The 12855-nt window shown below is 67.1% G+C and carries 14 protein-coding genes; 9 read left to right on the top strand and 5 right to left on the bottom strand.

The genetic code is table 11. The features are described from left to right. The 7 genes from ACIBTM_RS42850 to ACIBTM_RS42820 form a co-directional block, all read left to right on the top strand. Positions 1-113 (top strand): acyl-CoA dehydrogenase family protein (locus tag ACIBTM_RS42850; RefSeq protein WP_395882869.1); only part of this gene is annotated, 113 nt, incomplete at its 5' end. Positions 114-173: 60 nt separating this feature from the next. Continuing rightward, positions 174-689 (top strand): general stress protein, encoded by a 516-nt coding sequence (locus ACIBTM_RS42845; RefSeq protein ID WP_395882860.1) that lies wholly within the window; start codon positions 174-176, stop codon positions 687-689. Positions 690-930: 241 nt separating this feature from the next. After that, a complete protein-coding gene (locus tag ACIBTM_RS42840) occupies positions 931-2253 on the top strand; it encodes an ABC transporter substrate-binding protein (RefSeq protein WP_395882859.1) in 1323 nt (440 codons plus the stop codon). Beyond that, positions 2250-3200, top strand: coding sequence for a carbohydrate ABC transporter permease (locus tag ACIBTM_RS42835; RefSeq protein WP_395882858.1), 951 nt, complete (start codon positions 2250-2252; stop codon positions 3198-3200). Before ACIBTM_RS42840 ends, ACIBTM_RS42835 begins: the two co-directional genes overlap by 4 nt. Next, on the top strand, positions 3200-4042 hold the full coding sequence (locus ACIBTM_RS42830) for a carbohydrate ABC transporter permease (RefSeq protein WP_395882857.1): 843 nt from the start codon (positions 3200-3202) through the stop codon (positions 4040-4042). Before ACIBTM_RS42835 ends, ACIBTM_RS42830 begins: the two co-directional genes overlap by 1 nt. 3 nt (positions 4043-4045) lie before the next feature. Then, on the top strand, positions 4046-5224 hold the full coding sequence (locus ACIBTM_RS42825; protein ID WP_395882856.1) for an ABC transporter ATP-binding protein: 1179 nt from the start codon (positions 4046-4048) through the stop codon (positions 5222-5224). Positions 5225-5365: 141 nt separating this feature from the next. Further along, positions 5366-6127 carry an NPP1 family protein gene (locus tag ACIBTM_RS42820; RefSeq protein ID WP_395882855.1) on the top strand — a complete coding sequence of 254 codons (762 nt, stop codon included), beginning with the start codon at positions 5366-5368 and terminating at the stop codon, positions 6125-6127. A gap of 9 nt (positions 6128-6136) precedes the next feature. On the opposite strand, the gene ACIBTM_RS42815 is transcribed toward ACIBTM_RS42820, so the two are convergent. Then, positions 6137-6337, bottom strand: coding sequence for a PspC domain-containing protein (locus tag ACIBTM_RS42815; RefSeq protein WP_063774594.1), 201 nt, complete (start codon positions 6335-6337; stop codon positions 6137-6139). 203 nt (positions 6338-6540) lie between these two features. Here ACIBTM_RS42815 and ACIBTM_RS42810 point away from each other — a divergent pair, with 203 nt between their 5' ends. Continuing rightward, positions 6541-7467, top strand: coding sequence for a hypothetical protein (locus tag ACIBTM_RS42810; protein WP_395882854.1), 927 nt, complete (start codon positions 6541-6543; stop codon positions 7465-7467). Positions 7468-7491: 24 nt separating this feature from the next. On the opposite strand, the gene ACIBTM_RS42805 is transcribed toward ACIBTM_RS42810, so the two are convergent. After that, on the bottom strand, positions 7492-8172 hold the full coding sequence (locus ACIBTM_RS42805; protein ID WP_395882853.1) for a TetR/AcrR family transcriptional regulator: 681 nt from the start codon (positions 8170-8172) through the stop codon (positions 7492-7494). Positions 8173-8294: 122 nt separating this feature from the next. Between ACIBTM_RS42805 and ACIBTM_RS42800 the strand changes: the two genes are divergently transcribed. Then, on the top strand, positions 8295-9818 hold the full coding sequence (locus ACIBTM_RS42800) for an MFS transporter (RefSeq protein ID WP_395882852.1): 1524 nt from the start codon (positions 8295-8297) through the stop codon (positions 9816-9818). 222 nt (positions 9819-10040) lie between these two features. Here the strand turns inward: ACIBTM_RS42800 and ACIBTM_RS42795 are convergent, their stop codons facing one another. The 3 genes from ACIBTM_RS42795 to corA form a co-directional block, all read right to left on the bottom strand. Continuing rightward, entirely contained in the window at positions 10041-10880 is an 840-nt protein-coding gene (locus ACIBTM_RS42795) for a chromosome partitioning protein ParB (protein WP_395882851.1), read from the bottom strand. Further along, positions 10877-11524 (bottom strand): metallophosphoesterase, encoded by a 648-nt coding sequence (locus tag ACIBTM_RS42790; RefSeq protein WP_395882850.1) that lies wholly within the window; start codon positions 11522-11524, stop codon positions 10877-10879. The genes ACIBTM_RS42795 and ACIBTM_RS42790 overlap by 4 nt, the downstream gene beginning before the upstream one ends. 177 nt (positions 11525-11701) lie before the next feature. After that, positions 11702-12790, bottom strand: coding sequence for a magnesium/cobalt transporter CorA (gene corA, locus ACIBTM_RS42785; RefSeq protein WP_395882849.1), 1089 nt, complete (start codon positions 12788-12790; stop codon positions 11702-11704). Between the last annotated feature and the right edge of the window lie 65 nt (positions 12791-12855).

Here is a 12855-nt window from a genome sequence, read left to right as displayed (position 1 = left end):
TCGAGCGCCTCATGCGCGAGGCGCCGTTCCTGCTCATCGGCGAAGGCACCAGCGAGATCCAGAAGACCATCATCAGCCGCGGCCTGCTTCGCGAGTACAAGTCCCGCTCCTGAACGTTCGCGCCTTTCGCCCGTCCTTGAGAAGATGGACCAGGACGGGCGAGAGGTGATTACGTGAGTGCTCCCTTTGGCGGAAGCGGCCGGGCCGCGGGTGGGCTGCCCAGGCTGCCGACACCGCCTTCCGGCTGGCCGATCGGTTCCTACGCGACGTACGGGGAAGCCCAGCAAGCTGTCGGCTTCCTCGCGGAGAAGGAGTTCGGGGTCACCGACGTGACCATCGTCGGTGTCGACCTGATGCTCGTCGAGCGCGTCGTCGGCAGGCTGAGCTGGGGTCGCGTGCTGGGCACCGGCGCGGTGTCGGGCGCGTGGTTCGGCCTGATCATCGGGCTGCTGCTGGGCATGTTCAACAACCAGGGTTTCGCCTGGCAGCCCATGATCGGCGGGCTCGTGCTCGGCATCCTGGCGTGGACGGTCTTCGCGGCGATCAGCTACAGCATGTCCCGCCGCGACTTCTCCTCCGCGAGCCAATTGGTCGCAGGCCGTTACGACGTGCTCTGTCAGCCGCGTTCGGCCGAACAGGGCCGTGAGCTGCTCGCCCAGCTCGCGCTGGGCGGCCGCCCCACCCGCTGACGCGGGCGGGCCACTGACATTCGGCGGTACTCGTTCACCTGTTCGTCGTGCAGTCCGCTGAATCGTTACCGATACTGCTTGCGGGCGGTGATCGCCCGGAATAGGTTGCACAACACCAGTCGGGCGGTCATGTACTCCAGCGTGTCCGCCCGAGCACTAGCACGTCGGGGTGCTGGCGCGCGGGCTTCTTCAACGCGTCCTAGTGCCGCCGTTCCCCGGTGTGCGCGGGTGAGGAGGCCTCATGGGGAAGAGGATGAGCGCGAGCCGGAGGGGCCGCTCACCAGGCCGCACCGGCTCGCTACTCGGCGCGACAGCGCTGACGGTCGGCCTGCTGGCGGGCTGCGGTTCGGATGCCGGCCTGAAGATCAACGTCTACTACGCGCCCGAGGACAATTTCCAGTCCGTTGTGGACGATTGCACCAAGGCCTCGGGCGGGCGCTACGAGGTCGTCTACAACAAGCTCCCGCGACCGGCCGACGGCCAGCGGGAACAGATGGTGCGCCGCCTGGCCGCCGGGGACGATTCGCTCGACGTACTGGGGCTGGACGTCACGTGGGTCTCGGAGTTCGCCGAGGCGGGCTGGGTCGACGAGTGGACGGGCGAGGCCAAGGCCGAGGCGACCGCGGGTGTCCTGCCAGGGCCGCTCGAAACCGCTACGTGGAACGGAAAACTCTACGCGGCGACCAAGAACACCAACGTCCAGTTGCTCTGGTACGACGACCGGCTGACGCCGACGCCGCCGAAGACCTGGGACGAGATGATCGAGCAGTCGAAGGCGCTCAAGGCGCAGGGCAAACCGGCGAACGTCGTGTTCACCGGTGCGCAGTACGAGGGCCTCGTCGTCATCTACAACACGCTCGTCGAGTCCGCGGGCGGCAAGATCCTTTCCGACGACGGTAAATCGGTCGTGATGGACGCGGGCGCGATCAAGGCGCTGGAGATGCTCAAGAAGGTCACCACGGCCGGGATCACCGACCCGTCGCTGACCAACTCGAAGGAGGACGAGGTCCGCCAGTCCTTCCAGCGCGGCAACGCCGCCTTCGAATTGAACTGGCCGTTCGTCTACGCCTCCTACGCCAAGGAGAAGAAGGACGAGCTGAAGCATTTCAAGTGGACCACCTATCCGCAGTTCGAAGCGGGTAAGCCCGCCAAGACCACGATCGGTGGCTACAACCTGGCGGTCAGCTCGACTTCGAAGCACAAGGCCGAGGCCTACGAGGCCGCGCTGTGCCTGCGCAACGAGAAGAACCAGAAGTTCTCCGCGCTCAAGGACGGTGTCCCGCCGACGATCGAATCGCTCTACACCGACACGGTCCCCCTCGACGCGACGGCGGGCGTGAGCGACGACAACCCGAGCATGGACACGAAGTACCCGATGCGGGAGACGATCCTGGACGCGCTCAAGGACGCGGCGGTCCGTCCGCTGACCCCGGCGTACCAGAACGCTTCGACAGTGTTGTCGAAGGTGCTTTCCCCGCCTTCTGAAATCGATCCGCAGAAGACGGCGGAGAAGCTGAAGGAACAGCTCGCCGACGCGCTCCAGTCGAAGGGAGTGATCCCGTGACCGTGCAGGAGACCGCCGGTCCGGCGACCGCCGGCAAACCGGGTAAGAAGGCGAAACCCGTTCTCAGCGAAGGAAAGAAGGCCGAGCGCAGGCTCGGGCTGTGGCTGTGCGCCCCGGCGGCGATCGTGATGATCGCGGTCACCGGGTACCCGATCATCTACTCGATCTGGCTCTCGTTGCAGCGCTACGACCTCAGGTTCCCGGCGCAGCAGGAGTTCGTCGGCCTCGACAACTACATCGCGGTGCTGTCCAACGGATACTGGTGGACGGCGTTCGGGACGACGATGGGGTTGACCATCGTTTCGGTGGCGATCGAGTTCGTGCTGGGCATGGGCCTGGCGCTGATCATGCACCGGACGCTCGTCGGCAGGGGCCTCGTGCGGACGGTCGCCCTGATCCCGTACGGCATCGTGACCGTGGTCGCCGCGTTCTCCTGGTACTACGCCTGGACGCCGGACACGGGCTATCTGGCCAACCTGTTCTTCCCGGACAGTGCGCCGCTGACCGAATACTGGCCTTCGCTGGCGATCATCGTGCTCGCCGAGGTGTGGAAGACGACGCCGTTCATGGCGCTGCTGCTGATGGCGGGGCTGGCGCTGGTGCCGGACGACCTGCTGAAGGCCGCGTCGATGGACGGAGCCACGGCGTGGCAGCGGTTCACGAAGGTGATGCTGCCGGTGATGAAGCCGGCGATCCTGGTGGCGCTGCTGTTCCGCACCCTGGACGCGTTCCGCATCTTCGACAACATCTTCGTGCTCACGAACGGGGCACAGGACACGTCGTCGGTGTCGATGCAGACCTACAACAACCTGGTCAAGGGGTTGAACCTCGGGATCGGGTCGACGATGGCGGTGCTGATCTTCATCACGGTGGCGATCATCGCGTTCATCTTCATCAAGGTGTTCGGCACGGCCGCACCCGGCAGTGACAATGGGGGTAAGCGCTGATGGCCATCGGTGGAGCGGTCACTCCCGGCCGCAAAGTCAAATGGGGTCTCGTCGACATCCTGGTCCTGGTGTTCGCGCTGTTCCCGGTGCTCTGGGTGGTCTCGCTTTCGTTCAAGACCAAGGAAACCTTGGACGACGGGAACTTCATCCCGTCGGAATGGACGTGGCAGAACTACGCGGACATCTTCGAGACCACGGAGTTCATCAGAGCGCTGGTGAACTCGATCGGCATCGCGATCATCGCGACGGTGATCGCGGTCGTCCTCGGCACGATGGCGGCGTACGCGATCGCGCGGCTGGACTTCCCCGGCAAGCAGGTGCTGGTCGGGATGTCACTGCTGATCGCGATGTTCCCGCAGGTCTCGCTGGTGACGCCGCTGTTCAACATCGAACGTGAGCTGGGGTTGTTCGACACCTGGCCGGGGCTGATCCTGCCCTACATCACGTTCGCGCTGCCGCTGTCGATCTACACGCTTTCCGCGTTCTTCCGGGAAATCCCGTGGGAGCTGGAAAAGGCGGCGAAGATGGACGGCGCGACCCCGGCGCAGGCGTTCCGGAAGGTGATCGCGCCCCTGGCGGCACCGGGGGTGTTCACCACCGCGATCCTGGTGTTCATCTTCTGCTGGAACGACTTCCTGTTCGCGATCTCGCTGACCTCGACCGAGGCCTCGCGGACGGTCCCGGCGGCGTTGTCGTTCTTCACCGGGTCTTCGCAGTTCGAAGACCCCACCGGGACGATCTCCGCGGCCGCCGTGGTGATCACCGTCCCGATCATCCTGTTCGTGTTGTTCTTCCAGCGTCGCATCGTGGCGGGGCTGACGTCCGGTGCGGTGAAGGGCTGACCCATGGCTGAAATTGTGCTCGACAAGGTGTCCAAGAAGTACCCCGACGGCGCCCTCGCGGTGTCCGAAGTGGACATCACGATCGCCGACGGTGAGTTCATCATCCTGGTCGGCCCGTCCGGCTGCGGCAAATCCACGACCCTGAACATGGTCGCGGGCCTGGAGGACATCTCCTCCGGCGAACTGCGCATCGACGGCCAGCGCGTCAACGAGAAGGCGCCCAAGGACCGTGACATCGCGATGGTGTTCCAGTCCTACGCGCTGTACCCGCATATGAGCGTGCGGGAGAACATGGCGTTCCCGTTGCGGCTGGCCAAGGTCGACGACCGGACGGTGCGGGCCAAGGTCGAGGAGGCGGCGCAGATCCTCGATCTGACCGGGCATCTCGACCGCAAGCCGGCGAACCTGTCCGGCGGGCAGCGGCAGCGTGTCGCGATGGGCCGCGCGATCGTCCGCAACCCCAAGGCGTTCCTGATGGACGAGCCACTGTCCAACTTGGACGCCAAGCTCCGCGGCCAGATGCGGACCTCGGTGTCGAAGATCCAGAAACAGCTGGGCACGACGACGCTCTACGTCACGCACGACCAGACCGAGGCGATGACCCTCGGCGACCGGGTCGTCGTGCTCCGGGCGGGCTACGTGCAGCAGGTCGGGTCGCCGCAGTTCCTCTACGACAACCCGGCGAACCTGTTCGTGGCCGGGTTCATCGGCAGCCCGTCGATGAACTTCGTGCCTGCCACGCTGGAGAACGGGACGGCCCGCAGCGCGCTGGGCGACATCCCGCTCACCGACCGGGTGCGGCAACTGGCCGAAGCCGCCGGCGCGCCGCGTGAGGTGATCGTCGGTATCCGGCCGGAGCATTTCGAGGACGCCGCGCTGGTGGACGCCGCCGCCCGTCAGGGTGCGACGTTCACCGCCCATGTCGACGTCCTCGAGTCGATGGGTTCGGAGAAGTTCGCGCACTTCTCCGTCGAAGGTGAGGCCGCGGCGTCGTCCGACCTCGCGGATCTCGCCGCCGACAGCGGATCCGCGGACGTTCCGGGCGCCGAGTCGCAGATCGTCGCCCGCCTCTCGGCGGCGTCTTCGGCCGCGGAGAACCAGAACGTCGAGCTGTGGTTCGACGCGGACAAGATCAAGCTGTTCGACGGGGCCAGCGGCAAGAACCTGACCTACACCGACTAGCTCGTCCTTGTAGCGTGTGAAGGCCCCCTTCCCTCGGCTCAGCCGAGGGAAGGGGGCCTTCACGCGCTTCCCCACCTTCGGCGGTTTACGTCACATGAGGTGATCGGGAATCCTCCGGGTACCTAGAGAAGGGCGCGCGCCTTGTCGAAGAAGCTGTCACGCCGTCTCCTGCAGGGCCTGGTCGGAGCGGTCCTCATCACCACGCTCGCCCCGGCCGTCGCTTGGGCCGAACCCCCACAGGCACTGCCGTCGAACGCGACCGAGGCCGACAGCACCTGGCAGCCGGCGTTCGATTACGACACCGACGGCTGCTATCCGACGCCCGCGATCTCACCCACCGGCGCGGTGGCCACCGGACTCAAGAACTCCGGAGCCCTCAATGGTCAGTGCCGTGACCAGTCCGACCTCGACAACACCAACTCCTACGCGCGATCGAAGTGCAACAACGGCTGGTGCGCCCACCTGTACGACCTGTACTTCGAGAAGGACCAAGCCGTCCCTGGCATCGACTGCTGCGGGCACCGGCACGACATCGAACACGTCGTCGTCTGGGTCAACGAGGGCCAGGCCCGGTACGTCTCGACGTCCGCGCACGGTAACTACTCGACTTACGACCGCTCGAAGGTCTCCTGGGAGGGAACCCACCCGAAGATCGTCTATCACAAGGACGGCGCGAGCACCCACTGCTTCCGCATCGCGAGCGCGACCGAGCCGCCGGAGAATCATTACAACGCCTGGCAGTACCCGGATCTCGTCAGCTGGGACCGATTCCCGCCCGGTATCCGCGACACGCTCGTCCGCGCCGACTTCGGCAGCGCGAGCCTGGCGATCAAGGACGGCTCGTTCGAATACAACCTCGGCAAGGCCAAACCGGCGGGCATCCCCTTCGATCCCAACGCCTGAGGTCCGGGATCAGTACTCGCTCTCGGGCAGGGCGAGCCACAGCACGAGGTAGACGATGAACTGCGGTCCGGGCAGCAGGCAGGACAGCACGGCGAGCAGGCGGACCTTGCCCGGCGTGGTGCCGAAACGTTTGGCGATACCGGCGCAGACGCCGCCGATCATGCGGCCCTGGCGCGGTCGGGTCAAGCGGGCGGCTACGGGGTTCGTCACGGGTCTTCCCTCTCTGTCATCACTCTGTGTGTGTGAAACCCATTTTCGTCGCGCGGCGGCCCGGCCGCATCCCACCGCGGAACGAAACGCACCCCTAAGGGCGTGAAATCGAGGTAAAGGACCCACCTGGGGAAACGGGGCGAGCCCTGTGTTCTTCGCCCGTAGGGGGTGGTGTTCCCGGATCTTTTGACGATACTGCTCCGGTGCCCCCGAAGAGACTGAGCGCGGTACTCTGCGGCCTGTTCCTCGCCACGGCCTGCGCCACGCCGGAACCGGCGGTGACGCCTTCGCCGGCCACGGCGGGCGACGAGGCCTTGACCGCTGCCGAAGCGCTCGGCGAATACTCGTCGCTCGATTACTGCAGCCTTGTCGACCAGCGGAAAGTGATCGGCGGCGGAAACGCGGTCAAACCGCCGTTGACCTCTTTCGAGTTCTGCCGCCTCGAATTCGTCGAGGGTGCCAATCGCTACACCGTGACCACCGGCCCGATCGCCTCCGGGCAGGATCCGAACAATCAGCCGTACGAATACGCCGGGCCGTTGCCGGAGGGGCTCAGCGTCCAGCGGTCGACGTTCAACGAGGACACCACCTGCACGCGGCTGCTCACCTTCGCCGACGGGATCCGGCTGTCCATCGCCGTCACCTCCGACGACAAGGCCCCGGCCGATCAGGCCGACCGCTGCCGGACCGCCGACGCGACGGTCGGCAGCGTGGCCGGGGTGATCGCCGCGCGCAAGGTCGGGCGGCTGAACCTGGACCAGCGCTCGTGGGGCCGGGTCGCCCCGTGCGCCCTGCTCGACCAGCACGAACTCGACGCCGCCGCCGGAGCGGAGACCAAACCGGCGCCGGCATTGTCCGGGCACAGCTGCATCCGCGGCAAGGTCAGCTTCTCGCTGTCGGTCGGCGCGGACACCACACCGGGCGCGACGGAGGCGCTGGGCGGGCGGCAGGTCCAGGTCGCCACTTCCGGGGCGTTCTGCCAGGTGACCACGCACCGGCCGATCCCGGGCACCCCGGACCGGGTCGAGCAGGCCGCGCTTTCCGTGGTCGGTGTCGACGGGGCGGCGGAGGACGCCACCTGCGCGGCGGCACGGGAGGTCGCCGCCGCCGTGTTCCCGAAGCTCCCCTGACGAATCCAGAGGACTAAACGCGGGTCAAGAGCGCAGCTTGGGCAGCCGGAAAGAGCACATCGCCTCGTCCAAGGCCTCGAAGTCCAGCGGCGGATGCGGCAGCGGGGTCGCGCGGCCGGGCTCGGCGCGCAGGCCGTCCAGCAGCATCGCGAGGCACCGGCGCCACAGGTCCGGCTGGATACCATGCGTGAACTCGATGACGGAGCCGATCATCTGGTGCAGCAGCGGCATGTCCGTGGGCACGATGTCCGCGCGCAGGACGCCCGCCGTCTGAGCGCGTTCGACGAGTTGTGTGATCAACGGCACCATGCGCGATTTCGCCTCGGCGACGCGCTCCTGGCCGAAGACGTTCGACAGCATGACTTCCCGTAACCCGCGGTCACCGGCGTGCAGTTCGGCCGCGCGCCAGGTGAAGTCCGCGAAGCCCTCCCACGGGTCTTCGGCGCGAAGCGCTTCTTCGGCGAACTCGCGGATCGTCTCGAACTGGTCGACGAACATCGCCTCGACCAGGTGTTCCTTGCTGGGGAAGCGGCGATAGACGGTGCCGACGCCGACGCCGGCGTGATGCGCGACGTCGTCGAGTGTCGCTTCGAGCCCGCGCTCGCCGAAGACGTCGCGTGCCGCCGCGATGATGCGTTGCCGATTGAGTTCAGCATCGCGCCGCAGCGGCCGCGCCGGTGCGGCGGGAGCGAGATCCCGAGCCATTCGTCCAGCTTAACAAACGAAGTAGAGGACACTTCTCCACTTCTTGTGTACCTTGGGCGCGGAAAGGGGAGATACCTACTCCACATAGCTTCTTCGTCACTATCGGTGAGGAAACCGCCCGTATGCCTGACTCATCCACCGCTGTCGCCACGCCGTCGGGGGACGCGGCCGCGCAGCACGCCAACCCGCACCACGCCAGGAGATGGCTGATCCTGGTGATGATCGGTCTCGCCCAGCTGATGGTGGTGCTCGACGCCACCGTCGTGAACATCGCGCTCCCGTCGGCGCAGCAGGACCTCGGATTCTCGAACGACGCCCGCCAATGGGTCGTCACCGCCTACGCGCTCGCGTTCGGCAGCCTGCTCCTGCTGGGCGGGCGGCTCGCGGATCTCTTCGGCCGCAAACGCGCGTTCCTCGTCGGGCTCGCCGGCTTCGCCATCGTGTCCGCGATCGGCGGCGCCGCGGGCAGCATCGAAATGCTGCTCGTCGCCCGTGCGGCACAGGGTATCTTCGGCGCGCTTCTCGCTCCGGCGGCTCTTTCGCTGCTGACCACGACCTTCACCGATCCGAAGGAGCGCGGTAAGGCGTTCGGTGTCTTCGGCGCCATCGGTGGTGGCGGCGCGGCGATCGGCCTGCTGCTCGGCGGTGTGCTGACCGAGTACCTCGACTGGCGCTGGTCGATGTACGTCAACATCATCTTCGCGGTGATCGCGTTCGCCGGTTCGGCCGTGCTGCTGAAGAACTCCGAGACCGACGGCCCGCGCCCGAAGCTCGACATCCCCGGCACGATCACCGCGTCGGCCGGTCTCTTCGCACTCGTCTACGGCTTCGCGAACGCCGAGCGCGACTCGTGGTCCTCGATCTCGGTGTGGGGTTTCCTCGCCGCCGGTGTCGTGCTGCTGGCCGCTTTCGTGGCGATCCAGCAACGGGTTTCGCATCCGCTCCTGCCGCTGCGCGTACTGCTCGACCGCGACCGCGGCGGCTCGTACCTCGCGATGTTCCTGCTCGCCATCGGGATGTTCTCGATCTTCCTGTTCCTCACCTTCTACATCCAGCTGAACCTCGGGTTCACGCCGGTGCAGAGCGGGGTCGCGTTCCTGCCGATGGTGGCCACCCTGATGGCCAGCGCGACCTCGGCGACGGCCGTGCTGCTGCCGAAGTTCGGCGCGAAACCGTTGGTGTCGTTGGGAATGCTGATCGCGGGGGCGGGGCTGTTCTGGCTCTCGGCCATCGACGTCACCAGCACGTACGCCGGCGGGGTGCTGTTCCCGCTGATGGTCATGGGCGTCGGCATCGGCCTCGCGATGGCGCCCGCGATGAGCGTCGCTACCTTCGGCGTCGACACGCACGACGCCGGTGTCGCGTCGGCGGCGGTCAACACCGCGCAGCAGGTCGGCGGCTCTATCGGGACCGCGCTGCTGAGCACGCTGGCCGGTAACGCGGCGACGTCGTTCGTGGCCGGGAAGGTGCCGACGCCGCAGCTCGCGGCCGAAGCCGCCGTCCACAGTTACACGACCGCTTTCGTGTGGGGCGGGTGGATCTTCGTGATCGGTGCGGTGATCTGCGGGCTGCTGCTGCGGTCGGGTGCTCCGGCGAAGGCTCCCGAAGGCGCTTCGGACGCTACGCCGGTGGCTGTGCACATGTAGGTCCCTCAAACGCTAGGAAAGGACCGTTCCTTGCAAAATTTGCCAGGAACGGTCCTTTCCTAGCACGGGGAGGGGTGTCAAGGGGACTTTCCCCGCGTGGCATGAGGGGAACGCGTCCTTCGCGCGGCGTGGTTGTGCGGAACCCGCCGCCGGATGTCATGAAAGGGTCGTTCAGGACAAGTAATGTCCTGAACGACCCTTTCATGACACTTGAGGGACCCGTCAGCGGGACTGTGACCGCACGGCCTCGAAGACCTCGTCGTCCCACCGGTGCGTCCGGATCAGCCGGTACCGTTCGCACGCCACCCACAGATACGCCTCGGCGTCCGTCCGCGCGCCGATCAGGTCCGCCTGCCGCAGCATCGCCACCACCGGCACGAACTCCTCGTCGAACCACCGTTGCGCCAGCGTCGCCCGGTCCGAGTACGCCCCTTCGTCCTGCATCAGCCGGAAACCCCACGCCTCCACGTGCTCGCCGAGCCGCGCGTAGTCCCACGGATCGGTGAACACCACCGAAGCCCGCGCAGGCCCCGAAAGCGGGACCCGCTCCAGGAACAGCCGCCGGTAGTCCTTGACGATCAGGTCGCCGCGGTACCGGATCCCGCTCGGGTCCAGTTTGGTCCGCACCTCGGTGACCATGGCCTCTATTGTGGACAGTCGCATCGCGTGCGCCACGGAGACGCGATGGTGCCCGTCGATGATGAAATGCAGTTCGCCGACGCGGTACACCTCGATCGGCGGGATCGACTCGCCGCGCCGGGTGGCGAGCGCCAGCCGTTCCCAGCGTTCGCGCACCCGCCCGGACGTCGGGCGGAAGCGGCGGTCGAAGTCACGGCCGCGGTCGACGCTGCCGACGATCGAGTCGAGCCGGATCACCCGAGCCCCGATCTTCCGCTCGCCGAGATAGCCGAGCGCGTCGACCACCTCGTGGAACGGCAGCATGATGTTGACGTCGTCGGGCTCGCGGCGCAGCCAGTTCGCCAGCCGCGACAACACCTGACGCCGTCGCGCGCGGAGGAAGTCGTGTTCCGCGTCCGCACGGGGAAAACCGGTGTCCTTCATAGGAACTCCATGATCCGGTGCCCGACCACATTGCGTACCGTGGTGCCGCCGACCACCCGGTCCGGCACGGGTTCACCGTGCGGGTGGATGTGCCCGTGCAGCAACCATTTCGGCCGCAACAACTCGATCGTGCGATGGAGACAGTCGAACCCGCGGTGCGGCGGATCCTCCCGGTCGCCGCAGTGCCGCGGCGGCGCGTGCGTGAGCAGGACGTCGACGTCCCGCCCGTCCCGCCAACGGCGGAGCCGGGCCCGGCGCACCAGCCCTCGGGCACGCCGCGCCTGCTGACGTTGCGTCCACTGGTTGGGGCCGTCGTTGTAGCGGACCGAGCCGCCGAGCCCGGCGAACCGGAGCCCGCCGACGTCGACGATCCGGCCGTCCGCGTTCACCCCGCCCGCCGGCCCGGGCCACACCGTGGGGAAACCGTCCTTCATGGACAGTCCGCCGTAGCGGGTGTAGCCGGACAGGTCGGGGTCGTGGTTGCCGGGGACGAACACGCACGGTACGTCGAGCGCGCCCGCCAGGAACTCGAGGTAGTCGTACGGCAGGTCGCCGGCGCCGATCACGAGGTCGGCCGGGTGGTTGCGGACGGCGGACGTCCACAGCCGCTCTTCGACCTCGTCCGCGACCACCAGCGCTTTCATACGCTCCAGGGTAAGCCCGGGGACGCTACTTCGGGCCGTGCGCGAACGCGGGGTCCTTCGCGATGATCGCGACGACGATGCCGAGCCAGACGACGCAGAAGGCCAGCGCCCAGAACTTGAGGTTGGTCAGGATCCTTGGCATGAGGGAACTCCAGAACTACCGAAGGGGAAGAAAGATCAGAGCCAGCGGTTCTTCCTGAATATTCGGTAGAGCAGGATGCAGACGCCGAAGATGACCGTCATCGCCACCGGGTAGCCGAACCGCCAATGCAGCTCCGGCATGTAGTCGAAGTTCATCCCGTAGATGCCGGCCAGCGCCGTCGGCACCGCGATGATCGCCGCCCACGCGGTGATCTTGCGCATGTCGGTGTTCTGCTGGAGCGTGATCTTCGCCAGTGTGGCGTCCACCAGGGTGGTCAGCAGCTCGTCGAAGTTCGAGACCCGCTCCGAAACGGTCGTCAAGTGGTCGGAGACGTCGCGGAAGTAGGAGCGGACCTCGTCCGGGATCAGCCGCGTGTAGCCCTCCGCGAGACGCTGCAGCGGAGTGCCGAGCGGCATGACCGCGCGGCGCAGCTCCAGCACCTCGCGCTTCATGAAGTAGATCTGTTCGGCGCTCACCTTGGAGCGCGGCGCGAAGACGTGCGTCTCCATCTCGTCGATGTCCGACTCGATCGCGGTGGTGACGTCGAGGTAGTGGTCGACGACGTGGTCCGCGATCGCGTGCAGCACCGCGGACGGCCCGAGGTCGAGCCGCTCCGGGTCCTGGTCGAGTTCGCGGCGCAGCCTCGCGAGCCCCGAGTGGTTCCCGTGCCGCACGGTGATCACGAAGTCGCGGCCGAGGAAGGCCATCAGCTCACCGGTCTCGACGATCTCGTTCGCCGTCGCGGGCGACTCGTGCTCGACGTACCGGACGGTCTTCAGCACCATGAACAGCGTGTCGTCGTAGCGCTCCAGCTTGGGCCGCTGGTGTGCTTCGAGCGCGTCCTCGACGGCGAGCTCGTGCAGGCCGAAGGTCTCCGCGATGCCCTGGATCTGGACCGCGTCGGGCTCGTGCAGCCCGATCCAGACGAACCCGGCGTGCCGCTTGCGCACCTCTTTGATGGCCTCGGCGTGCGTCCAGCGGCCGGGCAGGCGCTTGCCCTCCACATACACCGCGCAGTCGACGACGTACGCCGAAAGGGGGACGGGCAGCGGGCGTTCGGGGACGCTCTTGGCGCGGCCGTTGCTCCGGCCGCGAAGGCCGCCGAGCGAGGGAATGGCAGGCATGGGATCTCCTGGGCAGACGTCGTGCGTTGGTGCGCGAAGACGACGGGCCAAGCGGTCGGGGGGCC

It is taken from the genome of Amycolatopsis sp. NPDC049868 (assembly GCF_044461365.1).
GTDB lineage: Bacteria > Actinomycetota > Actinomycetes > Mycobacteriales > Pseudonocardiaceae > Amycolatopsis.
The sequence above is the reverse complement of the archived record's forward strand: the minus strand, read 5'-3'. Positions and strand labels throughout refer to the sequence as shown.

Coding starts and splice junctions, on each gene's coding strand:
- ACIBTM_RS42795 (WP_395882851.1), bottom strand. CDS start 10,880: ATGAAGGACACCGGTTTTCCCCGTGCGGACGCGGAACACGACTTCCTC.
- ACIBTM_RS42825 (WP_395882856.1), top strand. CDS start 4,046: ATGGCTGAAATTGTGCTCGACAAGGTGTCCAAGAAGTACCCCGACGGC.
- ACIBTM_RS42800 (WP_395882852.1), top strand. CDS start 8,295: ATGCCTGACTCATCCACCGCTGTCGCCACGCCGTCGGGGGACGCGGCC.
- ACIBTM_RS42840 (WP_395882859.1), top strand. CDS start 931: ATGGGGAAGAGGATGAGCGCGAGCCGGAGGGGCCGCTCACCAGGCCGC.
- ACIBTM_RS42790 (WP_395882850.1), bottom strand. CDS start 11,524: ATGAAAGCGCTGGTGGTCGCGGACGAGGTCGAAGAGCGGCTGTGGACG.
- ACIBTM_RS42830 (WP_395882857.1), top strand. CDS start 3,200: ATGGCCATCGGTGGAGCGGTCACTCCCGGCCGCAAAGTCAAATGGGGT.
- ACIBTM_RS42805 (WP_395882853.1), bottom strand. CDS start 8,172: ATGGCTCGGGATCTCGCTCCCGCCGCACCGGCGCGGCCGCTGCGGCGC.
- corA (WP_395882849.1), bottom strand. CDS start 12,790: ATGCCTGCCATTCCCTCGCTCGGCGGCCTTCGCGGCCGGAGCAACGGC.